Genomic DNA, 26,340 nt, shown 5'->3' on the forward strand with positions numbered 1-26,340 from the left:
GCCGTGGGTGGCGGCGATCTCGTCGGCGTACGGGCGGATCAGCGGGAGGATGCCGGTGACCAGCCGTCCGGCGGCGGCGCCGACCTCGGCCGGGTCGCCGGGGCGCGAGCCGAGGCAGAGCAGCATGTCGTCGCGGTAGCCGGGCGGCGCGACCGGCAGGTCCAGCGCGGCGGTCAGGGCGGCCCGGCGGGACACCACGCGTACCGACGGGTTGGCCGGCCGCAGCACCGAGGGGCAGAGCCGGGCCAGGTCGGCCGCGGCGAGCCGGACCCCGGCCGGGTCGTCGGCCTCCCGGGCCGCGGCGACCTTGCCCAGCGTCGCGATCAGCTCCTCCAGGCGCGGTTCGTCGGCGGGCTGGCAGAGCACCGGCAGGTCGATCCGGCGGCGCCATTCCGGCGCGGCCCAGAGCAGCCGGGCGGGCGCGGTGACCGGGAGCCCGAACGCCCAGTCGGCGGGCTGGCCCAGGCGGCGCACCCAGGAGCGGATGTCGCGGGCGGCCACCGACACGTGCACGAGGCGACCGCCGAACTCGGCCAGGTACGCCCGCCGGGCCGCGTACGGGGTGCCGCGGCGGGACGTGGGCTGCCGGGCTCCGGCGGCGACGCATCCGTCGTCGGCGGCGACGAGCACGTCCACGTCGACGTCGCTGTGCTCGGTGGCGGCCCGCCGGGCGTGGCTGCCGCGCAGCATGATCCCGACGACCGGCCGGTCCGCGACCTGCCGGAGTCGGGCGGCCCAGTCGTCGAGGAACCCGCTTTCGGGCAACGGAGCTGGACCCACGGCGTCATGGTGCCGAGATCCGATCTTCCGGTGCCGGACTCCCTGTCCGCCGTCGGGCGCGGTCAGCCCGACTCCTCCTCCGCCCGGCGGTACGCGTCGATCTTGTGTTCGAGGACCTTCAGATCCTCCTCCAGCTCGGCCATCCGGGCCAGCACGCGGGCCCGGTGCGCCTCGAACAGCGCACGCCGCGCGCCGAGCGTGCTGTCCCCGTGCCGGGCCAGCTCGGCGTAGCGGCGCATGTCGCGTACCGGCATCCCGGTGCGCCGCAGCCGGGTGAGCAGGAACAGCCAGTTGACGTCGGACTCGGTGTAGCGCCGGCGGCCGGACGAGTCCCGCCCGACGCGGCCCACCAGGCCCTCCTGCTCGTACCAGCGCAGCGTGTAGGTGGTCAGGCCGACCCGTTCCGCCGCCTCACCCACGGTGAGGCTCATCTCCCGCGTGCTGATGTCCACGCCCTCCAGGCTTCCAGTTCGAGCGCACTCGAAGTCAAGTCCCTCATTGCCTCGCCGACAGAATTCACCTACCGTTGAGTTCAACGGGTGATGAATTGATGGAGGCGAGCATGGACGACGCGGTGTCGGTCCGCGGGCTGGTGGTCGACCGGGGCGGGCGGCGGGTGCTGCACGGCATCAGCTGCGCGGTGCCCCGGGGCACGGTGACCGGGCTGCTCGGGCCCAGCGGCAGTGGCAAGACCACGCTGATGCGCGCGGTGGTCGGCGTGCAGACGGTCGGCTCCGGCACCGTCGACGTGCTCGGCCGCCCGGCCGGCTCGGCCGACCTGCGCCGCCGGGTGGGCTACCTGACCCAGGCGCCGAGCGTCTACGCCGACCTGACGGTGCGGGAGAACGCCCGCTACTTCGCGGTGCTCCAGGGCCGGGGCCGCGCCGAGGCCGACCGCGCGGTGGCCGACGTCGGCCTCGCCGAGGCGGCCGACCAGCTCGTCGGCACGCTCTCCGGCGGTCAGCGCAGCCGCGCCTCGCTCGCCTGCGCGCTCGTCGGCGAACCGGAACTCGTCGTCCTCGACGAACCCACTGTCGGCCAGGATCCGGTGCTGCGGGCCGACCTGTGGGCCCGGTTCCACGCGATGGCCGCGAACGGCACCACGCTGCTGGTCTCCAGCCACGTGATGGACGAGGCCGCCCGCTGCGACCGGCTGCTGCTGATCCGCGAGGGCCGGCTGGTCGCCGACGACACCCCGGCCGCGGTCCGCGCCGCCACCGGGACCGACGACCTGGAGGAGGCGTTCCTGCGCCTGATCCGCGACGCCGAGGGAGAGGCGCGATGAACGGACGGATCCTGGCCGCCACCACCGGGCGCATCCTGCGCCAGCTCCGCCACGACCGGCGGACCGTGGCGCTGCTCGTCGTGGTGCCGTCGGTGCTGCTCACGCTCGTCTACTACATGTACGTCGACCAGCCCGCCCCGCCCGGCGGGCCCAGTACGTTCGACCGGGTGGCCCTGATCATGCTGGGCTTCTTCCCGTTCATCATCATGTTCCTCGTGACCAGCATCGCCATGCTCCGCGAGCGCACCACGGGAACGTTGGAGCGCCTGCTCACCACGCCGCTGGGCAAGCTCGACCTGCTGTTCGGGTACGGCATCGCGTTCGGCCTGGCCGGGGTGCTCCAGTCCACTGTCGCCTCGGTCGTCGCGTACCGGGTCTTCGGCTTGGAGACCGCGGGCAGCGCGTGGCTGGTCGTGCTGATCGCCGGGGTGAACGCGGTGCTCGCGGTGGCGCTCGGGTTGTTCTGCTCGGCGTTCGCCCGCACCGAGTTCCAGGCGGTCCAGTTCATGCCGGTGGTGGTGGCGCCGCAACTGCTGCTGTGCGGCCTGTTCGTGCCGCGCGACCAGATGGCCGGCTGGCTCCAGGCGATCAGCGACGCTCTTCCGCTGTCGTACGCGGTCGAGGCGTTGCAGGAGGTCGGCGCGCACGCCGAACCGACCGGGACGATGTGGCGGGACGTGGCGATCGTGGCCGGGGCGGCGGTGGCGGCGCTGGTGCTGGCCGCCGCGACGCTGCGCCGGCGCAGCGGGTGAACGCGCGGCGCACCGGGCGGCGGCCCGGCACCCCGGACACCCGCGAGGCGATCCTCGCCGCGGCCCGGGAGGCGTTCGCCGAGCGCGGGTTCGACGCCGCGTCCATCCGGGCCATCGCCGCGGCGGCCGGAGTGGACCCGGCGCTCGTGCACCACTACTTCGGCGGCAAGGAGGAGCTGTTCCGGGCCGCGACGGCGTTCCCGGCCGACCCGGGACGGCTGCTGCCGGCGGTGCTCGCCGGTGGCCCGGACGCGCTCGGCGAGCGGATGGTCCGGGTGTTCCTGGAGGTCTGGGACTCCCCCACCGGCACCGCCGCGGTGGCGCTGCTGCGCTCGGCCGTCAGCAACGACTGGACCGCGCGCCTGCTGCGCGAGTTCCTGGTCACGCAGGTGCTGCGGCGGGTGCTCGACCAGCTCGACGTCGACCCGGCGCAGCGCGCGCTGCGCGGCGGGCTGGTCGCCACGCAGCTCGCCGGGCTGGCCATGATGCGGTACGTGCTCCGCCTCGACGCGGTCGCCACCGCCGAGCCGGCGACGCTGGTGGCAGCCATCGGCCCGACGGTCCAGCGGTACCTCACCGGCGACATCACCTGAGCCGGGCGCGCCCGGCGGCTCAGGCGGCGGCGCGGGGGCAGAGCATCGGGTGCAGCAGGCGGGACAGCTCCGCCACGTCGGCGACCGGCCGGGGGAAGGCGAGCCGGGCCCGCCGGGTCGCGCCGGGCCGCCCGTGCGCGACCAGCAGCCCGTACCTGTCGATCCGGACCACCCGCGGGATCTGGTCGCCGGGCAGGTCCAGCCGCCGCCGCAGGTAGTCGCCGACCTGCTCGGCGTGGTGGTCGGCCAGGTCGGCCAGGAGGTCGGACTCGACCGGGTGCAGCGGGTCCGGCTCGGCCTCCGCGTACGCCTCGGGGTCGACCCGGCGCATGCGCCCGGCGCGTTCCCAGCGGGCCTCGGCCACCTCGAAGCGGTGCAGGTGGAACCGGCTGCCCACGTCGAGCAGGTCGCCGGTCGGGTCGGTGGCGGCGAAGTCGACTGCCGCGTCGCGCGCCGCGTCGCCGTCCAGCCGCGTCGCCCACCCGGACACCCAGGCCCGGCCGAGTGAGGGCGCCCCGGCCGCGGGCGGCAGGTCGAGTACGTCGAGCACGGTGGCCACGTCGGCGTCGCCCGCCGGCGGCACGAGCGCCGCGGCGAGGTCACTGACCACGGGTACGAGCAGCAGCACCCGCCCGTCCGGGTCGACGGCGTGCCGGACCTGGTGCGGGCCGGGGTGCCGGGCCAGGTGGACGAGGGCGGGCAACCGGCCCGCGACAAGGGTTCGCACGATCTCCGCCGGGCTGGGCCGCATGATCCCGACCTCCTCAAGATAGGTTAGGCTTACCTAAGAAGCAGGCTAGACGATCGGAGACGTCGACGTGAACCACCCCCGGCCCAAGGCACGGCTCTCCCGCGCCCTCGGTATCCCGCTGACCCGCAAGTGCGTGCGGTACTTCGAGCGGCGCCCCTATCCCCCGGGCGTGCACGGCCGGTCCCGCCGCACCACCTCCGACTACCAGGTGCGGCTGCTGGAGAAGCAGCGGCTGCGCCACCAGTACAACGTCAGCGAGGCCCAGCTGCGCCGCCTGTTCGACGAGGCCGCCCGGGGCGCCGGCAAGACCGGCGAGACACTCGTCGCGCTGCTGGAGCGGCGCCTCGACGCGGTGGTGCTACGCGCCGGGCTGGCGCGCAGCATCTACCAGGCCCGCCAGCTCGTCGCACACGGCCACATCACAGTGGACGGGCGCAAGGTCGACCGGCCGTCGTACCGGCTGCGGCCCGGCCAGGTGGTCGGCGTACGCGAGCGCAGCCGCGCGCTGCCGCCGTTCCAGCTCGCCGCCGCCGGGGCGCACGCCGACGCGCAGCCCCGGCCGTACCTGTCGGCGCAGCCGGCCGAGCTGCGCGCCACGCTGGTACGCGAACCGGCCCGGCACGAGGTGCCGGTGGTCTGCGACGAGCAGCTGGTGGTGGAGTTCTACTCCCGCTGACCGCCGCTCCCGCGCTGACCCGCCGAGATCAGCGGGTCTGCTCGAGCCAGGACGCGTACAGCAGGGCGTAGACCGAGTCGGCGTCACGGACCAGTTCGTCGTGCGGGCCGCGCTGCACGATCCGGCCCCGGTCCACCACGATCACCTCGTCCGCCGCCTGCGCGGTGGACAGCCGGTGCGCGATGGCGAGCGTGGTCCGGCCCCGGGTCACCGCGTCGAGCGTCCGTTGCAGGCGGACCTCGGTGGCCGGGTCGACGGCGCTCGTCGCCTCGTCCAGCACCAGCAGGTCCGGGTCCGCGACGTACGCCCGGGCCAGCGCCACGAGCTGCCGCTCGCCGACGCTCAGCGCCTCCCCGCGCTCGCCGACCGGCGTGTCCAGCCCGGACGGCAGCCCGTCCAGCCAGTCGGAGAGGCCAAGCTCGGCGAAGGCGGCGGTGAGCCGCTCGTCGGTCAGGTCGGGGCGGGCGAAGCGGACGTTCTCCCCGACCGTGGCGTCGAACAGGAAGCCGTCCTGCGGCACCATCACCACCCGGGCGCGCAGCGAGTCGAAGCGCACCTGCCGCAGGTCGACGCCGGAGAGCAGCACCGCGCCCTCGGTCGGGTCCATCAGCCGGGTGAGCAGCTTGGCGAACGTGGTCTTGCCGCTCCCGGTCTCGCCCACCACCGCCACCCGGCTCTTCGCCGGGATGTCCAGCGTCACGTCGTGCAGCACCGGCGGCCCGCCCGGGTAGGCGAACGTCACGCCGGCGAACCGGGCGTCCAGCGGCCCGGGTGGCAGCTCCCGGCCCTGCTCGCCCGGGTCGGCCACGTCCGGGGAGACGTCCAGCACGTCCAGCACCCGGCGCCAGCCGGCGATCGCGTTCTGCGCCTCGTTGAGGACCTCGGTGGCGATCTGCACCGGCTGGATGAACAGCGTGACCAGGAACAGGAACGCGGTGAGCTGGCCGATCGACAGCGTGCCGTCGACGCCCAGGCTGACCCCGACCACCACCACGCCGGCCAGCGCCAGCCCGGCGGCCAGCTCCCCCACCGAGCTGCCCATGATGCTGATCCGGATCGCCCGCTGCTGGGCCACCCGCTGCCCGTCGATGGCCGTGTCGAGCCGCCGCGCGGTGCGCCCGGCGATGCCGTACGCCCGGATCACCGGCGCGCCCACCACGCTCTCGCCGATCGCGCCGAGCAGCGTGCCGGTGCGCTGCCGCACCAGCCCGTACGCCCCGGCGAGCCGGCGCTGCAACTGACGGATCACCAGCACCGCCGGCGCGAAAGCGACGAGCACCACGAGCGTCAACTGCCAGGAGTACGCGAGCATCACGGCTGTGGTCACCAGCAGCTGGCCCAGGTTGACGATCAGGATCACGCCGCCCCACTGGAGGAACTGGGTGATCTGGTCGACGTCGCTGGTCACCCGGGAGACGAGCGACCCGCGCCGCTCGGACTGCTGGTGCAGCATGGACAGGTCGTGCACGTGCCGGAACGCCCGGGTGCGCACCCCGGCCAGCGCCGTCTCGCTGACCGTGAACAGGCGGCGCATCATCAGGTAGCCGCAGGCGGTGGTGACCACCAGCACCCCGGCGGTGATCGCCACGGTGAGCGAGATGACGTTCAGGTCGAGGCCGCCGACGATGCCGCCGTCGATGCCGCGCTGCACCGCCACCGGCACGGCCACCCGGCCGACCATGTAGACCAGCGCCAGCGCCAGCGTGCCAGCGAGGCCGGTGCGCAGCTCCGGGGAGAGCGCCAGCCCACGCCGCAGCGTCCGCCAGGTCGACTCGGTGGTCTCGGCGCTCTCCCCCGTGGTCGTACTCACCGCTCCACCTCCAGGCCGGAGGCCAGCGGCGTGACCTCGTCGTACGTCCGATTCTGCTCGCGTTCCTGCTCGGCCTGCTCGTACGCGGTGACCAGGTCGGCGTAGCCGGGCACGGTGGCCAGCAGCTCGTGGTGGGTGCCGCGGGCGACCACCCGGCCCTGCTCCACGTAGATCACCTCGTCGGCGAGCGCGATGGTGGCCCGGCGGTACGCCACCACCAGGATCGACGCCGGAGCGCCGCCGTCGGCGGGCGCGCGCAGCCCGGCCAGGATGGCCGCCTCGACGCGCGGGTCGACGGCGCTGGTGGCGTCGTCGAGCACCAGCAGCCGGGGGCGTCCGGCGAGCGCCCGGGCCAGCGTGAGCCGCTGTCGTTGCCCGCCGGACAGCGAGGTGCCCCGCTCGCCGACCATGGTGTCCAGCCCGTCCGGCAGCGCGGCCACGAAGCCGTCCGCCTCGGCCAGCCGCAGCGCCGCCCACACCTCGTCGTCGCCGATGCCGGCCCGGTCGAGCGCGATGTTGGCCCGGACCGTGTCGTCGAAGACGAACGGCACCTGCGCCACGAGCGCCACCGTGCCGGCGAGCGAGGCGGCGGTCAGCTCCCGCACGTCCACGCCGTCCAGCGTGACCCGTCCGGCGCCCGGGTCGACCAGGCGCACGGCGAGCGACGCGATCGTCGACTTGCCCGCGCCGGTGGGGCCGACCAGCGCGACCGTCTTACCGGCCGGCACGGTGAACGTGACCTCGCCGAGCACCTGCGCGCCGGGCAGGTGCGCCTCGGCCGGCTCGTACGCGAAGTGCACGTCGTCGAAGCCAAGCGTGGCGGGCTCGCGGGTGGCCGGGTCGAGCGTCGTGGTGCCGTACGGCATCTCGCCCGTCGCGTCGAGCACCCGGCGGACCCGGTCCCAGCCGGCGACGCTGCGTGGCAGCTCGGCCAGCACCCAGCCGATGGCGCGTACCGGGAAGGCCAGCACGGTGAACAGGAACGCGACGCTGACCAGCTCGGTCACGCTGATCGCGCCCTGCCGCAGCCGGATCGCGCCGACCACCAGCACGGCGAGCGTGCCGAGACTGGGCAGCGTCTCCAGCATCGGGTCGAACACGCCGCGCAGCCGGCCGACCGAGATCAGCGCGTCGCGCAGCTCACCGGCGCGCGAGGCGAAGCGGGCCGTCTCCTGGGCCTCGCGGCCCATCGTCTTGACCACCAGCGCGCCGTCGAAGCTCTCGTGCGCGATGCCGCTGACCTCGGCCCGCAGCCGCTGCGCCCGGGCCTGCCGGGGCGCCATCCGGCGGGAGTAGACGACGTTGAGCGCGAACAGCGCGGGGAACACCGCGAGGCCGACCAGGGCCAGCGCCCAGTCGGTGAAGAACAGCGAGGCCACCGCGCCGACGAGCATCACCAGCGTGCCGACCGCGAACGGCAGTGGCGCGATCGGATACCAGGCCGCCTCCACGTCGGAGTTGGCGTTCGACAGCAGCGTGCCGGTGGAGTTGCGGTGGTGCCAGGCCAGCGGCAGGTCCAGGTAGCGGCGGGTGACCCGGCGGCGATAGGCGGCCTGGAGCCGGTACTGCATGTAACCGGCGCCGAGGCGGCGGCCGAAGATGCCGACGACCCGCAGCACGCTGATGCCGAACAGCGCCGCCGCGGCGAGCGCCAGCGCCCCGCCGGCCACCTCGCCGCGCTCCACGGCCGGCACGACCACGTCGCCGACCACCGCGCCGACCACGTACGCGCTGGCGATCACCAGGAGGCCGAACAGCACGCTGCCGCTGACCGCGACCGCGAAGATCCGTGGCTGTTCCCGGATGGCCCGGCCGAGCACCCGTAGCCCTCTGCCGAGCACGTCCCGACTTGTCCCGCTCGCCACGCTCTCCCCCGCCGTAAGCCACAGTTTTCTCCCCCATCCTTACCGCTCGGGGCCGGTCCCGCCGACCCGGCCCGGATATGTCCGCCGTCACGTTCCCACCGGAGCTGGGCCGACGGCGGCCGGGAACGATCCGGCGGTCCGATCCCGCCGGGCGTGGCGCGCCGATCGGCCGGGACCGGCCTACGATCGGGCCATGCCGCGGTACGCCCGAGCGGAGCGCGAGGCGCTCGCCGACCTGATGCTGGAACTGGGACCGGACGCACCGACTGTGAACGAGGGGTGGTCGACCCGTGACCTGGCGGCGCACCTGCTGGTGCGGGAACGCCGGCCGGACGCGGCGGGCGGGATCCTGCTGCCGCCGCTGCGCGGCTACGGCGAGTCGGTCCGCAGGCGGATCGCCGCCGGGCCGTACGCCGATTTGATCGCCCGGGTGCGCCGCCCCCCGGTGTGGAGCCCGGTGAGCAACCCGCTCACCGACGAGCTGGCGAACGGGATGGAGTTCTTCATCCACCACGAGGACGTGCGGCGCGCCCGCCCGGGCTGGCACCCGCGTGATCTGCCGGCCGGGCAGCAGGCGATGCTGTGGAAACGGGTGTCCCTGCTGGCCCGGATGGCGCTGCGGCGGTTCCCGGCCGAGGTGCTGGTGCAGGCACCGGGGTACGGCGAACTTCGGGCCGGCGCTGGCGGCGAACGGCTGCGGCTGGTCGGCGCGCCGGGCGAGCTGGTGCTGTTCCTCACCGGCCGGCAGCGGGTGGCCCGGGTCCAGGTGGACGGCCCGGCCGACCGCGCCGAGCGCCTGCGCACCGCCGAGCTGGGACTCTGACCGAGGGTGTGCAGCCGGTCGCTCGCTGACTGTGGAAAGTGGACGGACCGGCTTCGATAGCGGTTACTTCCTCCCGTACGCTCCTGCGCACCGGCCCGACCCCACGGGGCGGCGGACAGGGGACGACGATGCGCGACTTCGCCCTCTCGGCACTGCACGAGCCGCCCTTTCCCTCCCGGCGCCACCCCGCCGTCGACGTGGCGGCCGCGGAGAGCGCCGCCTGGGTACGCGACTTCGGCCTGGTCAAGGACCAGGCCGGGCGCCGGCGACTGGCCGGTGCACACGCGGCGGAGCTGGCCGCACGCGCCTGCCCCGAGGCGTCGCCGGCCGGGCTGCGGATGCTCACCGACCTGATCAACTGGCTGTTCGTGGTCGACGACGCCTGCGACGACGACGGGCTCGGCGCGACGCCCACGCTGCTGGCGCCCACGCTGGCCGCGCTACTGGCGGTGCTCGACCGGCACGGCGACCCGGAAGCGCCCGCGCCCGCCGACGGCGGCCCGATCGCCCTCGGGCTGCACGACCTGTGCCGCCGGGCCCGCGACCGGGGCCGGCCGGCCCACCTGCTGCGCCTGGTCAGCCAGTTGCGGGAGTACCTGCTGGCGCTGCTCTGGGAGGCCGCCAACCGGGAACGCCACCGGGTGCCGGGGGTGGCCGAGTACACGCAGATGCGCCGCCACACCGGCGGCGTGCGCCCCAGCTTCACGGTGACCGACCTGGCCCGCCCGTCCGCGCCCCGGGCCGACCAGCGGGTCGCGCCGGCGCTCACCGCGCTGGACGCGCTGGCCACGGACCTGGTCTGCTGGTGCAACGACCTGTTCTCCTACGGCAAGGAGCGGGGCACCGCCCCGGAGGCGCACAACCTGGTCACCACGATCGCGGGCGAGACCGGGCAGGACGAGACGGCGGCGCTGTACGCGGCGGCGGACCGGTTCAACACGGCCCTCGCCACGTACGCGGAGCGGGACGCGGCGCTGAGCGCGGTGGCCGACGAGGGGATGCGGGTCTTCCTGGACACCCGCCGGGACTGGATCCGGGCCACGTACGACTGGTCCCGCACGGCCGGCCGGTACGCCTGACCGGTTCCAGCAGGCGGGACCGCCGGCGACTCGGCCGATCAGGGCTAGCCGCTGGCCGGGTGCACGCAATACCCTTCGGTAACCGCAGACCGGCGTGACCCCCGTCACGTCCCTCCACCCCTGAAGGCGGCTACAGCGATGGCTCTCGATGTACCGTACCGTTCCGTACCCGACATGTTCCTCAAGCGCGTGGCGGACTCCCCCGACCGGCACGCCTTCGCCCACCCCGCACCCGACGACTCGGGCCCGGTCTGGCTGACGTGGGAGCAGGTCGGGCAGCGCGCCAAGGCGATCGCGGCCGGGCTGCACGGGCTCGGTGTCGGCCTGGAGAACCCGGTGGCGATCCTGGCCAACACGCGCCTGGACTGGGTGCTCGCCGACTTCGGCATCATGTGCGCCGGTGGTGCCACCACCACCGTCTACCCCACCACCGAGCCCGAGGACGCGGTCTACATCATCGCCGACTCCGGCTCGAAGGTGCTGTTCGCGGAGAACCCGGCCCAGGCGGCGAAGATCGCCGGAGCGGACCTGCCCGCGCTGACCCACGTGGTCCTCTTCGACGGCACGCCCGACCCGGCGGCGGCCGTCCCGCAGCTCACCCTGGCCGACCTGGAGGAGCGCGGCGCCGCCGCGCTGACCGCCGAGCCGGACCTGATCGACATGCTGGTCGCCGGCATCGGCCCGGACCACCTGGCCACGCTGATCTACACCTCGGGCACCACCGGGCGCCCGAAGGGCGTGGAGCTGCTGCACGGCGGCTGGTGCTGGGAGGGCGTGGCGCAGGCCGAGCTGGGCCTGCTGCGCGTCGACGACCTGCAGTACCTGTGGCTGCCGCTGTCGCACTCGTTCGGCAAGACGCTGCTCTGCGGCGCCACCCACGTCGGCCTGCCCACGTACGTCGACGGCCGGGTGGACAAGCTCGTCGACCTGCTCGGCGTGGTGCAGCCGACGCTCATGTGCGGCGCGCCCCGGGTCTTCGAGAAGGTCTACAACAAGGCGGTCACCACCGCGCAGGGCGCCGGCGGCGCCAAGGCCAAGATCTTCGCCTGGGGCGTCGCGGTCGGCAAGGAGAAGGTCGCGCTGGAGCAGGCCGGCAAGCCGGTCCCGGCCGGGCTGCGGATGAAGTACGCGCTGGCCGAGAAGCTCGTGTTCAGCAAGCTCCAGGCCCGGCTCGGCGGCCGGATGCGGGTGCTGGTCTCCGGCGCGGCGCCGCTGAGCAAGGAGATCGCCACCTTCTTCGCCGCCGCCAACCTGCCCATCTCCGAGGGCTACGGCCTGACCGAGACCAGCGCGGGCGCGTTCGTGAACCCGCCGGACGGGCTGAAGATCGGCAGCGTGGGCCGGGCCATGGGCGACCTGGAGTGCCGGATCGACACCGACGGCGAGGTCCTGCTGCGCGGCAAGCCGGTCATGCGCGGCTACCACAACCTGCCGGAGGAGACCGCCGCCGCGTTCACCGAGGACGGCTTCTTCCGCACCGGCGACATCGGCACGCTCGACGACGAGGGCTACCTGCGCATCACCGACCGGAAGAAGGACCTGGTCAAGACGTCCGGCGGCAAGTACGTCGCGCCGTCGCACATCGAGGGCATGTTCAAGGCGGTGTGCCCGTACACCTCGCAGGCGGTGGTGATCGGGCAGGCGCGCAACTACTGCACCATGCTCGTCACGCTGGACCCGGACGCGATCAAGGGCTGGGCCGCCGGCACCCCGCTGGAGGGCAGCGACTACACCACGATCGTCACCTCGCCGCAGGCACGGGAGATGGTCGAGGGGTACGTGGCCGAGCTGAACGCCAAGCTCAACCGCTGGGAGACGATCAAGAAGGTGACGATCCTCCCCCGTGACCTGACCATCGAGGACGGCGAGGTCACGCCGTCGCTGAAGATCAAGCGCCGCAGCGTGGAGACGAACTTCGCCTCGGAGATCGACAAGATGTACGAGGGCACGCTCGCCGAGCTGTGACCCGCACCGCCACACGACCGCGCCGGCCGTGCCCCACCGTCCCGGGGCACGGCCGTACGCCGTTCAGAGGTGCCCCCGCCGCCACCGGCTCTGCTCGGCCTCGGCGGCGATCTGCTCCTCGAGCGCGAGCTGGCGTACCCGGCGCCGGACGCCGTCCTCGCGGCGCGTCTCCCAGGCCACACCGGCACCGGTGATCACCGCGAGCACACCGAGCGCGATCAGCTCCGGGACGCGGAAGACGAACGGGCCGACCACCGCCAGCGCCACCACCGCGGCCAGCAACGGCCGGTGCACCTCGCGCAGCGCGAGCCACCAGCACCCGGCGAGGCTGAGCAGGTACAACGCCACCCCGCCGAACAGGATCGCGCCCCAGAAGTCGCCCAGCGGCAGCCCCCAGGTGGGCGTGGCCGGGTCGGCGGCCTCGGCCAGCAGGTCCTTGAGGCCGAGCGCGTAGAGGATGACCCCGGCGACCATCGGCAGGTGCATGAACGTGTAGACGTCCCTGGCCAACCGGAGCCGGGTGGCCTCGTCCCGGGCGTGGTGCAGCGCCTGTTCCAGCGCGAACGCGAGCGTGTCGAAGTACGCCCACCACAGCGCCGCGACGACCACGATGCCGAGCAGCGCCGACACCGCCACCGGCCCGGTCAGCGGCAGCCCGTGCTTCGGGCCGAAGCCGAGGGCGATGATCGACTCACCGAGCGCGACCAGCACGATCAGCGCGTGCCGTTCGGCCCAATGCCCGGCCGAGACCACCACCCACCACTGGCGGGCGAGCGTCACCCCGCCGACGTACTCGACGAGCAGCGCCAGCGTCCAGAGCGCCAGTTGCAGCGGGATCGCGAACCGCTCCTGCGGCAGCCGCGTCGGCACGGTTCCGGCGATGACCAGCAGCACCGTGGCGGCGGCCGGGAACGCGGCGCGCAGCAGCAGCCGGCGGCGCCGGACCGGGTCGGCGCGGTCCACCCAGCCGAAGACGGTGAGCTGGGCCATCCGGATCACGAAGTAGCAGCCGGCGAAGACCAGCGGGCCGGGCAACCCGCCGGGAAGATCCTCGAACGCGCTGGGCTCGCTGAGCACCAGCAGGAACGTCGCCGCCACGGTGACGAAGCCGACCAGCGGCAGCACACCCTGGTCGGCGCGGAAGAAGTTGCCCATCCGGGCGAAGCCGGTCCACGACCACCAGAGCAGCGCCAGCACCAGCAGGAAGCGGTAGAGGTTGGCCGGCGTGAGCTCCGAGGCGGTGAGCGTGGTGACGTTCAGGAACGCGAAGACGAAGACCAGGTCGTAGAAGAGTTCCAGCCGGGTGGTGCGGGATCCCGGGGCGGCGGACCGCACGGTCCACGACCGCCGGACTCCCCTCCCGTTCCCCACCCGGGCAGTCTGCGGGCACCGGACGGCCCGGAGCCGCACTTCGGGCCGATCACCACCGGATCGGGCGGCCGGGCCGGGTCAGGCGATGACGCTCGGCTCCCGCCACTGCGGCCGGCTGGTCCGGTCCAGGTCGTAGCGGACCGCGGCGAGGCGCCCGACCGCCTCCACCAGTTCGTCGGCGGGCAGCGTGAAGGGCAGCCGCAGGAAGCGTTCGAGCGTCCCGTCCAGGCCGAACCGGGGTCCGGGCGCCAGCCGTACGCCGACCTCCTCGGCCGCGCGAGCCAGCGCGCTGGAGATCGGGCCGTCCAGCTCGGCCCAGAGCGTGACGCCGCCGCTCGGCACGCGTACCCGCCAGTCGGGCAGCCGGTCGGCGAGCGCGGCGACCAGGGCGTCCCGCTGGGCGACGAGCTGCGCCCGGCGGGCCGCCACGATGGCCGGCGCCTCGGTGAGCAGGTGCACGGCGACGAGCTGGTCGAGCACCGGGCTGGCCATGTCCACCCCGACCCGGGCCGCGGCCAGCCGCTGCACCTGGGGCGCGGAGGCGCGGACCCAGCCGATCCGCAGCCCGCCCCAGTAGGGCTTGCTCATGCCGCCGATGCTGATCACCCGGGAGTGCCTGTCGAAGACGGCCACCGGCGGCGGCAGCGTGGTGTCGTCCAGTGGCAGGTCGACGAAGGACTCGTCGACCACCAGGTCGGTGCCGGCCGCGTGGGCCGCGCCGACCAGCCGTTCGCGCAGGTCTGCGGCCATCAGGTGGCCGGTCGGGTTCTGGAACTCGGGGATCACGTACGCGAGCTTCGGCCGGGTCTGCCGGAGGCTGCCGAGCAGCAGTTCGGCGTCCCAGCCCTCGTCGGACAGGCCGTGCGTGGCGATCCGGGCCCGGCGGGCGGACAGCGCGGCCAGCGCGTTGGGGTAGGTGGGCGACTCGACGAGCACGCCGCCGCCGGGCGACAGGGCCAGCCGCAGCACCAGGTCCAGCGCGTGCTGGGTGCCACTGGTGACCATGATCTGCTCCGGGCTGGTGGGCAGTCCCCGGTCGGTGTACGCGCGGGCCACCGCCTCGCGCAGCTCGATGATGCCGGTCGGGTGGTAGCCGGCGCCGCCGAGGTAGCGGGGCAGGTCCTCGGCCGCGGCCCGGGCGGCCGGGACGAGCTGCGGGGGCGCGGACAGCGCGGCCACGCCGAGGTCGATCATGTCGCGGTCGTCGAGCGGCGTCCACAGCCCGGTGCTGGCCACCCGGTGCCCGCCGGGCAGCATGGTCCAGCTCCCCGCACCCCGGCGGCTGGCCAGGTGGCCGCTCTCCCGCAGTTCCCGGTACGCGGCGGTGACAGTGGTGCGGCTGATCCGCAGCGCCTCGGCCAGTTCCCGCTCGGCCGGCAGGCGTACCCCGAGGGGGAGCCGCCCGTCGGCGAGCAACCCGCGGACGGCGCCGGCGAGCGCGGCGTAGTCGGGGCTGCGGCGGCGGCCCGGCAGGGCATGCCACTGGCCGAGGAGCCGCGCCAATTGGACGCCGCGCACCTGACTGGTCATAGCCACACCCCCAAAATTGGCACGCTTGAGGACCACGATTGGCCCCTAGGGTGGCATGCATGGCACAGCTTGGCAATCTCCGGCACCGGCCGGCGCGACGGCTCACCCAGCTCTACGCCGGGCTGGTCCTCTACGGCGTGAGCATGGCGCTGATGATCCGCTCGGAGCTGGGGCTGGACCCGTGGGACGTGTTCCACCAGGGGCTGGCCCGGCAGACCGGCCTGTCCTTCGGGACCGTCACCATCGCCGTCGGCGCCCTCGTGCTGCTGCTCTGGATCCCGCTGCGGCAGCGGCCCGGCCTCGGCACGGTCAGCAACGTCGTGGTGATCGGGCTGGTCGTCGACGCCACCCTGGCCGTACTGCCGCCCGGGGAGGGCATGCCGGCCCGGGTCGCGCTGCTCGTCGCCGGTATCGTCGCCAACGGGGCCGCCACCGGCCTCTACCTCGGCGCCGGGCTCGGCCCCGGCCCGCGCGACGGGCTGATGACCGGCTTCGTCGCCCGCCACCCCCGGTTCTCGGTCCGGCTGGTCCGCACCGTCATCGAGGTCACCGTGCTGGCGCTCGGCTGGCTGCTCGGCGGCACCGTCGGCCTCGGCACCGTGGCGTACGCGCTGACCATCGGCCCGCTGGCCCAGTTCTTCATCCCGGTCTTCGCGCTGCCCGCACGACCGGCGGCCGGTGCCTACGCTACGTGAGCGCAGCCGGGCCGACCGCCACGGCCCGGTCCAACCCGCAACGCGCTGAGCTGCGACGACACACAACCGGGAAACCAGGTGTTTCCTCCGCCGTCGCGGCCGGGCATCATTCCTGCATGGGGGAGAACGGATGGCGTTGGAGCGACGCCTGGATCTTCGTCGCGCTTGTCATCGCCAGTGGCGCCGGCCGGCACCGGCGGGCCGCCGCGACACGTCGCCCCGAAGGCGTACGGCTGGCCGACGTCCTCTCCACCGCCGACCACCTCAACCAGGCAATCCCGGAACGGCACGAGGTGGAGGGCGCGGTCCGGCGGCTGGTCGGTGCGGGCCTGGTCAGCGTCGCCGACGGCTGGTTCCGGGTCACCCCGGACGGTGAGCGGCTCTGGCGCACCCGGCCCAGCGCCGGGCTCGGCACCACGGTGGACACGGTGCAGGGCGTGCTGACCCGGCGGCACCCGCCCGCCGAGTCCGAGTGGCAGCTCGCCGAGGACGACCACGCCGCCGCCGTGCAGGAGTACGTGGTCCGGTCGATCCCGATGCCGCGCCGATCCCCCGAGGGGCACTCCGGCCGGCAGTGACCACCGGCTCAGCGCACCGGGTGCCCGGCGCCGCGCAACGCGTCCTTGACCTCGCCGACTGTCAGTTCGCCGAAGTGGAAGACGCTCGCCGCGAGCACCGCGTCCGCCCCCGCCCCGACGGCCGGCGGGAAGTGGGCCACCTCGCCCGCGCCGCCGCTGGCGATCACCGGCACGTCGACCACCTCGCGGACCGCCTGGATCAGCGGCAGGTCGAACCCGGCCTTCGTGCCGTCGGCGTCCATCGAGTTGAGCAGGATCTCGCCCGCGCCCAGCTCGGCGCCGCGCGCCGCCCACTCGACAGCGTCCAGCCCGGTGCCCCGGCGGCCGCCGTGCGTGGTCACCTCGAAGCCGCTCGGGGTCGTGCCGTCCGGGGCGCGGCGCACGTCCAGCGAGAGCACCAGGACCTGCCGGCCGAACCGGTCGGCGATCTCGGCGATCAGCTCCGGCCGGGCGATGGCGGCGGTGTTCACGCCGACCTTGTCCGCCCCGGCGCGCAGCAGCGTGTCGACGTCGGCGACCCGGCGGACGCCGCCGCCGACGGTGAGCGGGATGAAGACCGACTCGGCGGTGCGCCGCACCACGTCGAGCATGGTGCCCCGGTCGCTGGACGAGGCGGTGACGTCGAGGAAGGTCAGCTCGTCCGCGCCGGCCCGGTCGTACGCCGCCGCCAGCTCCACCGGGTCGCCGGCGTCACGCAGGTCGAGGAAGTTGACCCCCTTGACCACGCGCCCGGCGTCCACGTCCAGACACGGGATGACCCGTACCGCCACCGTCATGCCCCGAGCCTAACGAACGCGCGGGCGGTGGTGACCCGCCGGTGAGGCCGGTCACCACCGCCCGCTGTGGTGCGCGTTCGCGCCGGTCAGAGACGGACCAGCATCTTGCCGAGATTCTCGCCGCGCAGCAGGCCGAGGAACGCCGCCGGGGCCTGCTCGATGCCGTCGACGATCGTCTCGTCGTACGACAGCCGGCCCTCGCGCAGCCAGCCCGCCACCTCCTGCACGAACTGCTCCCGCAGGTGACCGTGGTCACCGACGAGGAAGCCGCGCAGCGTCAGCCGCTTGCCGATCACCAGCGCCAGGTTGCGCGGCGCGGCGGGCGGCTCGGTGGCGTTGTACTGCGCGATCATGCCGCAGATGGCTGCTCGGCCGTGCAGGTTCATCGCCCCGATCGCGGCCTCCAGGTGGTCGCCCCCGACGTTGTCGAAGTACACGTCGACGCCGTCCGGGGCGGCGGCCCGCAGCTGCTTGGACACCGGGCCGTCGTGGTAGTCGAAGGCGGCGTCGAAGCCCAGCGCGGTGAGCCGTTCCACCTTCGCCGCGGAACCGGCGCTGCCGATCACCCGGCCGGCGCCGCGCAGCTTCGCGATCTGGCCGACCATGCTGCCGACCGCGCCGGCCGCGCCGGAGACGAACACCGTCTCCCCCGGCTTCATCGCCGCCACGTCCAGCAACCCGGCGTACGCGGTCAGCCCGGTCATGCCGAGCACGCCCAGGTACGCGGTGACCGGCGCCAGGCCGGGGTCGACCTTGCGCACGCCCTTGGCATCCACCAGCGCGTACTCGCGCCAGCCGAGCCCGTGCAGCACGGTGTCGCCGGGCTTGACGCCACCGGCCTCGCCGGCCACGACCTCACCGATCGCGCCGCCGTCCAGCGGGGCGTCGAGCGCGAACGGCGGCACGTACGACTTGACGTCGTTCATCCGCCCGCGCATGTACGGATCGACGGACATGAACCGGTTGCGGACCACCACCTGTCCCGGGCCGGGCGTCGGCACCTCGCTGGTGACCAGCCGGAAGTTCTCCGGCGTCGGCCAGCCCTCCGGCCGGGACGCCAGATGGATCTCCCGGTTCGTCCCGCTCATCGGGCCTCACGGACCGTGCGGGTCACCTCGACGTTGCCACGGGTCGCGTTGGAGTAGGGGCAGACCTGGTGGGCCGCGTCGACGAGCTGCTCGGCGGCGGCGCGCTCGACCGCCGGCAGGTCCACCACGAGCGTCACGGCCAGGCCGTAACCGCCGCTGCCGTTCGGGCCGATGCCCACCTCGGCCTCCACGACGGAGCCGGAGACGTCCGCCTTGGCCTGGCGGGCCACCACGCGCAGCGCGGAGTGGAAGCAGGCCGCGTAGCCGGCCGCGAAGAGCTGCTCCGGGTTGGCCGCGCCACCTGCGCCACCCATCTCCTTCGGTACGGCGAGGTCCAGCTCGACCGTGCCGTCGGAGGTCCGGACGTGACCGTCGCGGCCGTCGCCGGTGGCGCGGGCGGAGGCGGTGTAGAGCACCTGCATGTCACTGCTCCTTCTGTCGGTGGATCGTCTCGGTGACCCGGGTGAGGATGCCGTGGAGGAAGACCAGCTCCTCCTCGGAGAGCCCGGTGGCGGTGGCCACCCGGCGCGGCACGTCACCCATCCGCTCCCGCAGCGCCCGGCCCCGGTCGGTGAGGCCCACCTCGACCCGGCGCTCATCCGCCGCCGATCGGGTACGCACCACCAGACCGGCCGCCTCCAGCCGCTTGAGCAGCGGGGAGAGCGTGCCGGAGTCGAGCCGGAGCGCGGCGCCGAGCTCGGAGACCGTGGGGGCGTCGTCGTCGTGCTCCCAGAGCACCAGCAGCACCAGGTACTGCGGGTAGGTCAGGCCGTGCTCGTCGAGGATGGGCCGGTAGACGTCGGTCAGGGCGCGCGACGCCGCGTAGAGCGCGAAGCACACCTGCCGGCGCAGTACCAGATCATCGGTCACGCCCAGAACGGTAGCGTGCAATCAAGTTGTGCACAACTTATCGGGCCGCGGAACGATGCGGCGCCGGTCACCCGGGCACCGGTCAGCGCTCCGGGAGGTACGCCTCCAGCTCGACCTCGACCAGGAGATCCGGGTCGATCAGCCCGGCCACCACCACCATCGTGGCGACCGGGCGCACCGGGCCGAACACCGCGTTGTGCGCCCGGCCCACCTCGTCGGCGAAGATCCGGTCCGTCACGTACATCCGGGTCCGCACCACGTCCCCCGGCCCGGCGCCGACCTCGGCCAGCGCGTCCAGGCCGATCCGGATCGCCTGCGCGGTCTGCGCCGCCGCGTCACCGGCGTGCGCCACCCGGCCGTCCACCGTGGAGGTGCAGCCGGCCGTGATCGCCAGCGAACCCGCCCGGACCACCCGCGAGTAGCCGTAGAGCGCCTCCCACGGGCCGCCCGAGCCGAGCCGGGTCACCACCCCGGCGTCGGCGGACGGCTCGGCCGTCACGCGCCGGCCCGCAGCGTCGCCAGCGCCTCGGCGACGGTGAACGCGCCCGCGTAGAGCGCCTTGCCGGCGATCACGCCCTCCACCCCCACCGGCTCCAGCGTGGCGAGCGCCCGCAGGTCGCCCAGCGTGGACACACCACCGGAGGCGATCACCGGGGCGTCGGTGCGGGCACACACCTCGCGCAGCAGGTCCAGGTTCGGCCCGCGCATGGTGCCGTCCTTGGTGATGTCCGTGACCACGTACCGCGCCGCGCCCGCGGCGTCCAGCCGGGCCAGCACCTCGTACAGGTCACCGCCGTCGCGGGTCCAGCCGCGCGCCGACAGGGTACGGCCGCGCACGTCCAGCCCGATCGCCACGCGGTCGCCGTACTCGCCGCAGATCCGGTCGCACCACTGCGGATCCTCCAGCGCGGCGGTGCCGATGTTGACCCGGGCCGCCCCGGTGCCGAGCGCCGCCCGCAGCGACTCGTCGTCGCGGATACCGCCGGACAGCTCCACCTTCACGTCCAGCTTGCCGACCACCTCGGCGAGCAGTGCGGCGTTGGAACCCCGCCCGAACGCGGCGTCCAGGTCCACCAGGTGGATCCACTCCGCGCCGTCGGACTGCCAGGCCAGAGCCGCGTCCAGCGGGTCGCCGTACGCGGTCTCGCTACCGGCGGCGCCCTGCACGAGCCGGACGGCCTGGCCGTCGGCGACGTCCACGGCGGGCAACAGGGTGAGGCTCAACGCTTCTCTCCTCGGATCCTCAACGACGGTCCAGCGCGATCACCACGATCGCGGGCAGGACCAGCAACAACAACACGACCAGCACCAGCCGCAGCGCGAGGTCGTCGACCAGACTCCAGATGGCCACCACCGCCACGGCGGTGAGCACCAGGATCGTCGCCCGCTCGCGGCGGGTGTGCCGGCGCAGCCGGCCGGTACGGCCACGCCGCAGCGACGGCGTCAACCGGCGTACCAGGGAACGACGCCGCTCCCGGCGTGCCACCCGGCGGGCGCGGACGGCGCGCGCCCGCTCCTGCTCGGCCTCGCGCGCCGCGCGGCGGCGGGCCCGCTCCTTGCTCACGCGGACGCCCGCGTGCCCGGCAGCGGGCCGGTCACAGCGTGCCGAGCCAGTTGCGCAGCAGCGCGGCCCCGGCGTCGGCGGACTTCTCCGGGTGGAACTGCGCGGCCGAGAGCGGCCCCCGCTCCACCGCCGCGACGAAGTCCGCGCCGTGGTGCGCGGTGGTCACCGTGGCGCCCGCCTCGGTCAGCGCCGCCGGGTCGGTCACCCCGTAGGAGTGGACGAAGTAGAACCGGGTGCCCTCGGGCAACCCGGCGAACAGCGTCGAGCCGGCCGGCGGGCGCACGGTGTTCCAGCCCATGTGCGGCAGCCGCCGCGCGGGCAGCCGGGTCACCCCGCCGGGCAGCAGCCCCAGCCCCTTGGTGACCACGCCGTGCTCCTCGCCGTGCCCGAAGAGGATCTGCATACCGACGCAGATGCCCAGCACCGGCCGCCCGGCGGCGACCCGGTCGGCGATGACCGGCCCGGCGCCCAGCGCCTCGATCCCGGCCATGCACGCGGCGAACGCACCCACCCCCGGCACCACCAGGCCGTCCGCGGACGCGGCGGCGTCCAGGTCGTCGGTGACTGTCACCTCGGCGCCGGCCCGCGCCACCGCGCGCTCGGCCGACCGCAGGTTGCCCGAGCCGTAGTCGAGCACCACCACCCGTGCCATCAGCCCTCCCCCGGCAGCAGCCAGAGCACCCCGGCGGCGGTCGCCAGCAGCGCCAGCAGGCCGGTGATCACCACGGCGGCGCGCGGCGCGCCCTGCTTGAGCAGCGACCACGTCCCGCCGACCAGCAGGCCGGCCACGATCAACAGAAGAGTGGGCAGCACCTTCATCAGAGCCCGCCTTCATTCGCGACTGCGGGACTCCGCTGCGCTGCGTTCCTCGCGCTCATCAGAGAGCGCCCTTCGTGGACGGCACCACACCCGCGTTACGCGGGTCCAGCGCGGTGGCCTCGCGCAGCGCGCGGGAGACGGCCTTGAACTGCGCCTCGACCACGTGGTGCGCGTCCGGGTGGCCGCCGGGACGGGCCGCGCGCAGCACGTCCACGTGCAGCGTGATCCGGGCCGACTGGCCGAACGACTCCCAGATGTGCCGGGTCATGCTGGTCGGGTAGACCGGACCGATGTACGGGGCCAGCGCCGGCTCGTCGTGCACCACGTACGGGCGGCCGGACAGGTCGACGGCCGCCCGGACCAGCACCTCGTCCATCGGGACGGTGGCCGAGCCGTACCGCCGGATGCCGGCCTTGTCGCCCAGCGCCCGGTCGAACGCGGCCCCCAGCGCGAGCGCGGTGTCCTCCATCGTGTGGTGCGCGTCGATCTCCAGGTCGCCGACGGTGTGCACGGTCAGGTCGAAGCCGCCGTGCCGGGCGATCTGGTTGAGCATGTGGTCGTAGAAGCCGACGCCGGTCTCGATGTCGGCCTTGCCGGTGCCGTCGAGGTCGATCTCGACGAGCACCTTCGTCTCGTTTGTGACCCGCTCGATCCGGGCGATCCGGCTCATGAAACGTTCTCCATCGCGGTGAGGAAGGCGTCGGTCTCGGTCGGGGTTCCGGCGGTGACGCGCAGCCAGCCGGGCAGGCCGACGTCGCGCACGAGCACGCCGGCATCGAGCAGGGTACGCCAGGCCACCGCCTGGTCCCCCTCGACGGCGAACAGCACGAAGTTGGCGTCGCTGTCGGCCACCCGGTGGCCCCGGGCGCGCAGCTCGGCGACGATCCGGTCCCGCTGCTGCATGATCGCGGCCACGGTGCCAAGCAGGGCGTCGCGGTGCGCCAGCGCCGCGCGGGCGGCGGCCTGGGTGAGCGCGGACAGGTGGTACGGCAGCCGGACCAGCTGCACCGCGTCCACCACCGCCGGGTCGGCGGCCAGGTAGCCGAGCCGCCCGCCGGCGAAGCCGAACGCCTTGCTCATGGTGCGGGTCACCACCAGCCGCGGGTGACCGGGCAGCACCGCGAGCGCGCTCACCGTGCCGGGCCTGGCGAACTCGGCGTACGCCTCGTCGACGATCACCATGCCCGGTGCCTCGTCCAGCACGGCGGCGACCACTGCCGGGTCGAGCGAGGTGCCCGTCGGGTTGTTCGGCGAGCAGAGGAACACCACGTCCGGCCGGTGCTCGCGGACCTGGGCCACCGCCTCGCCGGCGGTGAGCCCGAAGTCCTCGCCGCGCCGGGCGGGCACCCACCGGGTGCCGGTGCCGAGCGCCAGCAGCGGGTGCATCGAGTACGCCGGGGTGAAGCCGAGCGCGGTGCGCCCGGGACCGGCGAACGCCTGGAGCAACTGCTGCTGGATCTCGTTGGAGCCGTTCGCCGCCCACACGTGCTCGGCGGTGAGCCCGTGTCCCAGATAGGCGGCCAGGTCGGCGCGCAGCGCCACCGCGTCCCGGTCCGGGTAGCGGTTGAGGTCCCGCAGCTCGGCGGCGACCGCCTTGCCGATCGCCTCCACCACCGGCTCGGGCACCGGGTAGGAGTTCTCGTTGGTGTTCAGCCGCACCGGCACGTCGAGCTGCGGCGCCCCGTACGGCGTCCGCCCGCGCAGGTCGTCGCGGATCGGCAGGTCGTCGAGCGTGGTCACGACGCCCCGCCCGCGGGGAACCGGACGCTGACCGCCTGGCCGTGCGCGGGCAGGTCCTCCACGGTCGCCAGCGTGACCACGTGCGGCGCCACCTCGCGCAGCGCGTCCCGCGTGTATTCGACCAGGTGCACGCCGCGCAGGAAGGACTGCACGGACAGCCCGGAGGAGTGCCGGGCGCAGCCGCCGGTGGGCAGCACGTGGTTGGAGCCCGCGCAGTAGTCGCCGAGCGACACCGGCGACCAGGCGCCCACGAACACCGCCCCGGCGTTGCGGACCCGCAGCGCCCACTCGCGGGCGTTCTCGGTCTGGATCTCCAGGTGCTCGGCCGCGTACGCGTCGACCACCCGCAGCCCGGCCTCCAGGTCGTCGACCAGGACGACGCCGCTCTGCTCGCCGCGCAGCGCGGTGCCGATCCGCTCGGCGTGCTTGGCCGCCGGCGCCTGCCGGGCCAGCTCCGCGTCGACCGCGTCGGCCAGCGCCGTGGACGGGGTGACGAGCACGCTCGCGGCGAGCGGGTCGTGCTCGGCCTGGCTGATCAGGTCGGCGGCGACGTGCGCCGGGTCGGCGGTGTCGTCGGCCAGGATCGCGATCTCGGTCGGGCCGGCCTCGGCGTCGATGCCGACCACGCCGCGCAGCAGCCGCTTCGCGGCGGTGACCCAGATGTTGCCCGGGCCGGTGATCATGTCGACCGGCTCGCAGCGCTCGTCGCCGGCCGGGTCGACGCCCGCGCCGTACGCGAGCATGGCGACCGCCTGGGCGCCTCCGACCGCGTACACCTCGTCCACGCCGAGCAGCGCGCAGGCCGCGAGGACCCGGCGGTCCGGCAGGCCGTCGTTGTCCTTCTGCGGCGGGCTCACCACCACCAGCGAGCGCACCCCGGCCGCCTGGGCCGGGACCACGTTCATCACCACCGTCGACGGGTACATGGCCAGGCCGCCGGGGACGTACAGGCCGACCCGGTCGACAGGCACCCACCGCTCGGTCACCGTGCCGCCGGGCATCACAGTCGTGGTGTGGTCGGTGCGGCGCTGGTCGGCGTGGACCTTGCGGGCCCGGGTGATCGACTCCAGCAGCGCGGCGCGGACCTGCGGGTCCAGCTCGTCCTCGGCGGCGCGGATCGTCTCGACCGGCACCCGCAGCCGCTCCGGCGAGACGCCGTCGAACCGTTCGCTCGCCTCCCGGATCGCCGGGTACCCATGGTCCCGGACCGCCTCCACGAGCGGGCGGATCCGCTCGACCGCCACGGAGACGTCGAGCTGGGCACGGGGCAGCAGGCGGCGCGGGTCACGGGTCCCGCCGCGCAGGTCGATCCGATTCAGCACGCCTGCGAGTCTAGGCTGCCGCCGGTGTCACCGGCCGGGCCCGCCCGCACGCCGGGACGGTGAGCCGGGACACGCGCGGGCGGGCAGGTTGGGGATACGCTCGATCACGTGAGCGCACGGCTGCCGGTGTTCCCGCTCGGGACCGTCCTCTTCCCCGGGCTGGTCCTTCCGCTGCACATCTTCGAGGAGCGCTACAAGGCGCTGGTGCGCCACCTCGTGGGCCTGCCCGAGGGCGCGCCGCGCGAGTTCGGCGTGGTGGCGATCCAGGCCGGCTGGGAGGTCGCGCCGGCCGGGCCGCCGGGGCGTTCCGGGCCGGCCGGCGGCGACGTCACGCTGCACGAGGTCGGCTGCACCGCCGAGCTGCGGCAGGTCACCGAGCTGGCCGACGGCGGCTTCGACATCGTCACGGTCGGGCGGCGGCGCTTCCGGGTCGCCGGGGTGGACGACTCCGCCGAGCCCTACCTCACCGCCGAGGTGGAGTGGCTGCCCGAGCCGGACGGCCCGGACGAGGTCTCCGACCTGCTGGCGGCCCGGGTGATCTCGGTGTTCCGGCGATATCTCGGCCTGATCCGGCCGGACCAGCAGGAGATCACCGAGCAGCTGCCGGAGGATCCGACGGTCCTGTCGCACCTGGTCGCCGCGACCGCCGCGCTGACCGTCGCCGACCGGCAGCGGCTGCTCGCCGCCGACGACACGGCCGGGCGGCTGCGCGCCGAGCTGCGTCTGCTCAACCGGGAGACGGCGTTGCTGCGGCAGGTGCGCGCGGTACCGGTGCCGCTCAGCGAGCTGGCTGGTCCCCCGGCGCCGAACTGAACCCGGGCGGGGGCGGGGGCGGCGGCCAGGCCGCGTCGGGCTCCGGCTCCGGCCGCAGCGACGGCCACCGCGACCAGCCCGCCAGCAGCGTGTACGTGACGGCGGCGCCGAACGCGGCGAGCAGCAGGTTCCCGTGCGGCACCGGAAGCGGGCCGTACCAGTCGACGCCGCCGGCACGCAGGTCGACGGGCTTGGTGAAGGCGGTGCCCGGCGGCGCGGTCTCCACCAGCCGCTGGAACGTCGACAGCCCGATCCGGCGGCCGACCTGCCAGGCCACCACCGCCGCGCCGAGACCGCCCAGCGTCACCGCGAGCAGGCCGGCCGGGCCGCGCCGGCGTCGCAGCAGCACCCACAGGGCGATCGCGGCGAGCACGCCGAAGCCGAGCGTCAGGAGGCTGAACCAGCCGTCCGCGGCGATCGGCTGCTCCGGCTGCGTGGTCGCGTAGACCGTGCCGGCGGCGGTCTGCCGGACCGGGGTGGCGGGCGCCGCCCACGCCCACAGCAGGCCCAGCGGCGCGCCGAGCGCGGTGAGCAGCGCGATCACGCCGAGCGTGGTGAGCAGCGGGCGGCCGGACCGGGTGGCGCCGGCGCCGGGTAGCTCCGCCACCACGCCGGGGTATCCGGCGAGCGGGTCGGCGCCCGGCGCGGTGACCGGCGTGCCGGCGGGTACCGGCAGGCCGCCGGGCCAGCCGGGCGGCTGAGCGTGCTCGGGCCACACGTCGCCGCCGGGCCGCGAAGCGTCGCCGGGCCGCGGGGCCTCGCCCGGCCGCGGGGCGTCGCCGGTACGCGCGTCGG

At 74.6% G+C, this 26,340-nt stretch carries 29 protein-coding genes and 1 pseudogene; 10 read left to right on the forward strand and 20 right to left on the reverse strand.

All coding sequences use genetic code 11. From position 1 onward, the window contains the following. Nucleotides 1-42: 42 nt before the first annotated feature. Both NMK34_RS21195 and NMK34_RS21200 read right to left on the reverse strand, forming a co-directional pair. Nucleotides 43-690: pseudogene (locus NMK34_RS21195) on the reverse strand (phosphoribosyl-AMP cyclohydrolase); the annotation flags it as partial. A gap of 152 nt (nucleotides 691-842) precedes the next feature. Continuing rightward, a complete protein-coding gene (locus tag NMK34_RS21200; protein ID WP_013287558.1) occupies nucleotides 843-1,232 on the reverse strand; it encodes a MerR family transcriptional regulator in 390 nt (129 codons plus the stop codon). 110 nt (nucleotides 1,233-1,342) lie between these two features. On the opposite strand from NMK34_RS21200, the gene NMK34_RS21205 reads away from it, so the two are divergent. From NMK34_RS21205 to NMK34_RS21215, 3 genes are read left to right on the forward strand one after another with little or no spacing between them, the layout of a single operon-like run. After that, nucleotides 1,343-2,065 carry an ABC transporter ATP-binding protein gene (locus tag NMK34_RS21205; protein WP_318334895.1) on the forward strand — a complete coding sequence of 241 codons (723 nt, stop codon included), beginning with the start codon at nucleotides 1,343-1,345 and terminating at the stop codon, nucleotides 2,063-2,065. Beyond that, the gene (locus tag NMK34_RS21210) at nucleotides 2,062-2,817 is read left to right on the forward strand and encodes an ABC transporter permease (RefSeq protein ID WP_318334896.1); all 756 of its coding nucleotides are present in this window, start codon (nucleotides 2,062-2,064) and stop codon (nucleotides 2,815-2,817) included. Before NMK34_RS21205 ends, NMK34_RS21210 begins: the two co-directional genes overlap by 4 nt. Further along, on the forward strand, nucleotides 2,814-3,410 hold the full coding sequence (locus NMK34_RS21215; RefSeq protein ID WP_013475814.1) for a TetR family transcriptional regulator: 597 nt from the start codon (nucleotides 2,814-2,816) through the stop codon (nucleotides 3,408-3,410). Before NMK34_RS21210 ends, NMK34_RS21215 begins: the two co-directional genes overlap by 4 nt. A gap of 19 nt (nucleotides 3,411-3,429) precedes the next feature. Here the strand turns inward: NMK34_RS21215 and NMK34_RS21220 are convergent, their stop codons facing one another. Further along, complete coding sequence (locus tag NMK34_RS21220) at nucleotides 3,430-4,161, reverse strand: DUF2470 domain-containing protein (protein WP_318334897.1); 732 nt, start codon at nucleotides 4,159-4,161, stop codon at nucleotides 3,430-3,432. Nucleotides 4,162-4,228: 67 nt separating this feature from the next. On the opposite strand from NMK34_RS21220, the gene rpsD reads away from it, so the two are divergent. Beyond that, nucleotides 4,229-4,837, forward strand: a complete 609-nt coding sequence (gene rpsD / locus NMK34_RS21225) for a 30S ribosomal protein S4 (RefSeq protein WP_047892216.1) — start codon at nucleotides 4,229-4,231, stop codon at nucleotides 4,835-4,837. Nucleotides 4,838-4,865: 28 nt separating this feature from the next. On the opposite strand, the gene NMK34_RS21230 is transcribed toward rpsD, so the two are convergent. Continuing rightward, the gene (locus NMK34_RS21230) at nucleotides 4,866-6,647 is read right to left on the reverse strand and encodes an ABC transporter ATP-binding protein (protein ID WP_318334898.1); all 1,782 of its coding nucleotides are present in this window, start codon (nucleotides 6,645-6,647) and stop codon (nucleotides 4,866-4,868) included. After that, on the reverse strand, nucleotides 6,644-8,512 hold the full coding sequence (locus NMK34_RS21235) for an ABC transporter ATP-binding protein (RefSeq protein WP_318334899.1): 1,869 nt from the start codon (nucleotides 8,510-8,512) through the stop codon (nucleotides 6,644-6,646). Before NMK34_RS21235 ends, NMK34_RS21230 begins: the two co-directional genes overlap by 4 nt. 193 nt (nucleotides 8,513-8,705) lie before the next feature. Here NMK34_RS21235 and NMK34_RS21240 point away from each other — a divergent pair, with 193 nt between their 5' ends. The 3 genes from NMK34_RS21240 to NMK34_RS21250 all read left to right on the forward strand — a co-directional run bounded on the left by NMK34_RS21240 (nucleotide 8,706) and on the right by NMK34_RS21250 (nucleotide 12,379). Beyond that, complete coding sequence (locus NMK34_RS21240) at nucleotides 8,706-9,335, forward strand: TIGR03085 family metal-binding protein (RefSeq protein ID WP_318334900.1); 630 nt, start codon at nucleotides 8,706-8,708, stop codon at nucleotides 9,333-9,335. 128 nt (nucleotides 9,336-9,463) lie between these two features. Beyond that, entirely contained in the window at nucleotides 9,464-10,414 is a 951-nt protein-coding gene (locus NMK34_RS21245; protein ID WP_318334901.1) for a terpene synthase family protein, read from the forward strand. Nucleotides 10,415-10,552: 138 nt separating this feature from the next. After that, the gene (locus NMK34_RS21250) at nucleotides 10,553-12,379 is read left to right on the forward strand and encodes a long-chain fatty acid--CoA ligase (RefSeq protein WP_318334902.1); all 1,827 of its coding nucleotides are present in this window, start codon (nucleotides 10,553-10,555) and stop codon (nucleotides 12,377-12,379) included. Nucleotides 12,380-12,442: 63 nt separating this feature from the next. Here the strand turns inward: NMK34_RS21250 and NMK34_RS21255 are convergent, their stop codons facing one another. After that, entirely contained in the window at nucleotides 12,443-13,714 is a 1,272-nt protein-coding gene (locus NMK34_RS21255; RefSeq protein WP_318336392.1) for a low temperature requirement protein A, read from the reverse strand. 114 nt (nucleotides 13,715-13,828) lie between these two features. Continuing rightward, nucleotides 13,829-15,280, reverse strand: a complete 1,452-nt coding sequence (locus NMK34_RS21260; protein ID WP_318334903.1) for a PLP-dependent aminotransferase family protein — start codon at nucleotides 15,278-15,280, stop codon at nucleotides 13,829-13,831. A gap of 59 nt (nucleotides 15,281-15,339) precedes the next feature. On the opposite strand from NMK34_RS21260, the gene NMK34_RS21265 reads away from it, so the two are divergent. Together NMK34_RS21265 and NMK34_RS21270 are read left to right on the forward strand one after the other, a co-directional pair. Continuing rightward, entirely contained in the window at nucleotides 15,340-15,975 is a 636-nt protein-coding gene (locus tag NMK34_RS21265) for a YczE/YyaS/YitT family protein (protein WP_135241259.1), read from the forward strand. 116 nt (nucleotides 15,976-16,091) lie between these two features. Beyond that, the gene (locus NMK34_RS21270) at nucleotides 16,092-16,553 is read left to right on the forward strand and encodes a hypothetical protein (protein ID WP_128137455.1); all 462 of its coding nucleotides are present in this window, start codon (nucleotides 16,092-16,094) and stop codon (nucleotides 16,551-16,553) included. Between the two features lie 8 nt (nucleotides 16,554-16,561). Here the strand turns inward: NMK34_RS21270 and hisF are convergent, their stop codons facing one another. The 12 genes from hisF to hisD form a co-directional block, all read right to left on the reverse strand. Then, the gene (hisF, locus tag NMK34_RS21275) at nucleotides 16,562-17,329 is read right to left on the reverse strand and encodes an imidazole glycerol phosphate synthase subunit HisF (protein WP_013287573.1); all 768 of its coding nucleotides are present in this window, start codon (nucleotides 17,327-17,329) and stop codon (nucleotides 16,562-16,564) included. An 86-nt stretch (nucleotides 17,330-17,415) separates the two neighbouring features. Further along, on the reverse strand, nucleotides 17,416-18,417 hold the full coding sequence (locus NMK34_RS21280; protein WP_318334904.1) for an NADP-dependent oxidoreductase: 1,002 nt from the start codon (nucleotides 18,415-18,417) through the stop codon (nucleotides 17,416-17,418). Continuing rightward, nucleotides 18,414-18,839, reverse strand: coding sequence for an organic hydroperoxide resistance protein (locus NMK34_RS21285; RefSeq protein ID WP_091045350.1), 426 nt, complete (start codon nucleotides 18,837-18,839; stop codon nucleotides 18,414-18,416). Before NMK34_RS21285 ends, NMK34_RS21280 begins: the two co-directional genes overlap by 4 nt. A 1-nt stretch (nucleotide 18,840) precedes the next feature. Then, complete coding sequence (locus NMK34_RS21290; protein ID WP_318334905.1) at nucleotides 18,841-19,287, reverse strand: MarR family transcriptional regulator; 447 nt, start codon at nucleotides 19,285-19,287, stop codon at nucleotides 18,841-18,843. 82 nt (nucleotides 19,288-19,369) lie between these two features. Continuing rightward, entirely contained in the window at nucleotides 19,370-19,786 is a 417-nt protein-coding gene (locus tag NMK34_RS21295; RefSeq protein ID WP_262014612.1) for a RidA family protein, read from the reverse strand. Beyond that, complete coding sequence (priA, locus tag NMK34_RS21300; RefSeq protein WP_318334906.1) at nucleotides 19,783-20,511, reverse strand: bifunctional 1-(5-phosphoribosyl)-5-((5-phosphoribosylamino)methylideneamino)imidazole-4-carboxamide isomerase/phosphoribosylanthranilate isomerase PriA; 729 nt, start codon at nucleotides 20,509-20,511, stop codon at nucleotides 19,783-19,785. Before priA ends, NMK34_RS21295 begins: the two co-directional genes overlap by 4 nt. A 19-nt stretch (nucleotides 20,512-20,530) precedes the next feature. Then, nucleotides 20,531-20,851: a hypothetical protein gene (locus NMK34_RS21305; RefSeq protein WP_318334907.1), complete on the reverse strand. Its 321-nt coding sequence runs from the start codon at nucleotides 20,849-20,851 to the stop codon at nucleotides 20,531-20,533. A 31-nt stretch (nucleotides 20,852-20,882) separates the two neighbouring features. After that, entirely contained in the window at nucleotides 20,883-21,503 is a 621-nt protein-coding gene (hisH, locus tag NMK34_RS21310) for an imidazole glycerol phosphate synthase subunit HisH (protein WP_318334908.1), read from the reverse strand. Further along, nucleotides 21,503-21,670 carry a hypothetical protein gene (locus NMK34_RS21315; protein WP_318334909.1) on the reverse strand — a complete coding sequence of 56 codons (168 nt, stop codon included), beginning with the start codon at nucleotides 21,668-21,670 and terminating at the stop codon, nucleotides 21,503-21,505. Before NMK34_RS21315 ends, hisH begins: the two co-directional genes overlap by 1 nt. A gap of 58 nt (nucleotides 21,671-21,728) precedes the next feature. Then, on the reverse strand, nucleotides 21,729-22,340 hold the full coding sequence (gene hisB, locus NMK34_RS21320; protein ID WP_030500263.1) for an imidazoleglycerol-phosphate dehydratase HisB: 612 nt from the start codon (nucleotides 22,338-22,340) through the stop codon (nucleotides 21,729-21,731). Beyond that, nucleotides 22,337-23,410: a histidinol-phosphate transaminase gene (locus tag NMK34_RS21325; protein ID WP_318334910.1), complete on the reverse strand. Its 1,074-nt coding sequence runs from the start codon at nucleotides 23,408-23,410 to the stop codon at nucleotides 22,337-22,339. The genes hisB and NMK34_RS21325 overlap by 4 nt, the downstream gene beginning before the upstream one ends. Continuing rightward, nucleotides 23,407-24,732 (reverse strand): histidinol dehydrogenase, encoded by a 1,326-nt coding sequence (gene hisD / locus NMK34_RS21330; RefSeq protein ID WP_318334911.1) that lies wholly within the window; start codon nucleotides 24,730-24,732, stop codon nucleotides 23,407-23,409. Before hisD ends, NMK34_RS21325 begins: the two co-directional genes overlap by 4 nt. 108 nt (nucleotides 24,733-24,840) lie before the next feature. On the opposite strand from hisD, the gene NMK34_RS21335 reads away from it, so the two are divergent. Further along, nucleotides 24,841-25,545 carry an LON peptidase substrate-binding domain-containing protein gene (locus tag NMK34_RS21335; protein WP_318334912.1) on the forward strand — a complete coding sequence of 235 codons (705 nt, stop codon included), beginning with the start codon at nucleotides 24,841-24,843 and terminating at the stop codon, nucleotides 25,543-25,545. Here the strand turns inward: NMK34_RS21335 and NMK34_RS21340 are convergent. Further along, nucleotides 25,511-26,263 (reverse strand): DUF2567 domain-containing protein, encoded by a 753-nt coding sequence (locus tag NMK34_RS21340; RefSeq protein WP_412098961.1) that lies wholly within the window; start codon nucleotides 26,261-26,263, stop codon nucleotides 25,511-25,513. The two genes, NMK34_RS21335 and NMK34_RS21340, sit on opposite strands and share 35 nt — an antisense overlap. Nucleotides 26,264-26,340: the final 77 nt, after the last annotated feature.

Origin of the sequence: Micromonospora sp. BRA006-A (genome assembly GCF_033433935.1) — a bacterium.
Lineage (GTDB): Bacteria > Actinomycetota > Actinomycetes > Mycobacteriales > Micromonosporaceae > Micromonospora > Micromonospora aurantiaca.

Excerpts from the sequence above, each read along its gene's own strand:
- NMK34_RS21240 (WP_318334900.1), top strand. The coding sequence starts at position 8,706 with ATGCCGCGGTACGCCCGAGCGGAGCGCGAGGCGCTCGCCGACCTGATG.
- NMK34_RS21260 (WP_318334903.1), bottom strand. The coding sequence starts at position 15,280 with ATGACCAGTCAGGTGCGCGGCGTCCAATTGGCGCGGCTCCTCGGCCAG.
- NMK34_RS21245 (WP_318334901.1), top strand. The coding sequence starts at position 9,464 with ATGCGCGACTTCGCCCTCTCGGCACTGCACGAGCCGCCCTTTCCCTCC.
- NMK34_RS21270 (WP_128137455.1), top strand. The coding sequence starts at position 16,092 with ATGGGGGAGAACGGATGGCGTTGGAGCGACGCCTGGATCTTCGTCGCG.
- NMK34_RS21280 (WP_318334904.1), bottom strand. The coding sequence starts at position 18,417 with ATGAGCGGGACGAACCGGGAGATCCATCTGGCGTCCCGGCCGGAGGGC.
- NMK34_RS21285 (WP_091045350.1), bottom strand. The coding sequence starts at position 18,839 with ATGCAGGTGCTCTACACCGCCTCCGCCCGCGCCACCGGCGACGGCCGC.
- NMK34_RS21205 (WP_318334895.1), top strand. The coding sequence starts at position 1,343 with ATGGACGACGCGGTGTCGGTCCGCGGGCTGGTGGTCGACCGGGGCGGG.
- hisB (WP_030500263.1), bottom strand. The coding sequence starts at position 22,340 with ATGAGCCGGATCGCCCGGATCGAGCGGGTCACAAACGAGACGAAGGTG.
- NMK34_RS21315 (WP_318334909.1), bottom strand. The coding sequence starts at position 21,670 with ATGAAGGTGCTGCCCACTCTTCTGTTGATCGTGGCCGGCCTGCTGGTC.
- hisF (WP_013287573.1), bottom strand. The coding sequence starts at position 17,329 with ATGACGGTGGCGGTACGGGTCATCCCGTGTCTGGACGTGGACGCCGGG.
- NMK34_RS21220 (WP_318334897.1), bottom strand. The coding sequence starts at position 4,161 with ATGCGGCCCAGCCCGGCGGAGATCGTGCGAACCCTTGTCGCGGGCCGG.
- NMK34_RS21210 (WP_318334896.1), top strand. The coding sequence starts at position 2,062 with ATGAACGGACGGATCCTGGCCGCCACCACCGGGCGCATCCTGCGCCAG.
- NMK34_RS21250 (WP_318334902.1), top strand. The coding sequence starts at position 10,553 with ATGGCTCTCGATGTACCGTACCGTTCCGTACCCGACATGTTCCTCAAG.
- NMK34_RS21265 (WP_135241259.1), top strand. The coding sequence starts at position 15,340 with ATGGCACAGCTTGGCAATCTCCGGCACCGGCCGGCGCGACGGCTCACC.
- hisH (WP_318334908.1), bottom strand. The coding sequence starts at position 21,503 with ATGGCACGGGTGGTGGTGCTCGACTACGGCTCGGGCAACCTGCGGTCG.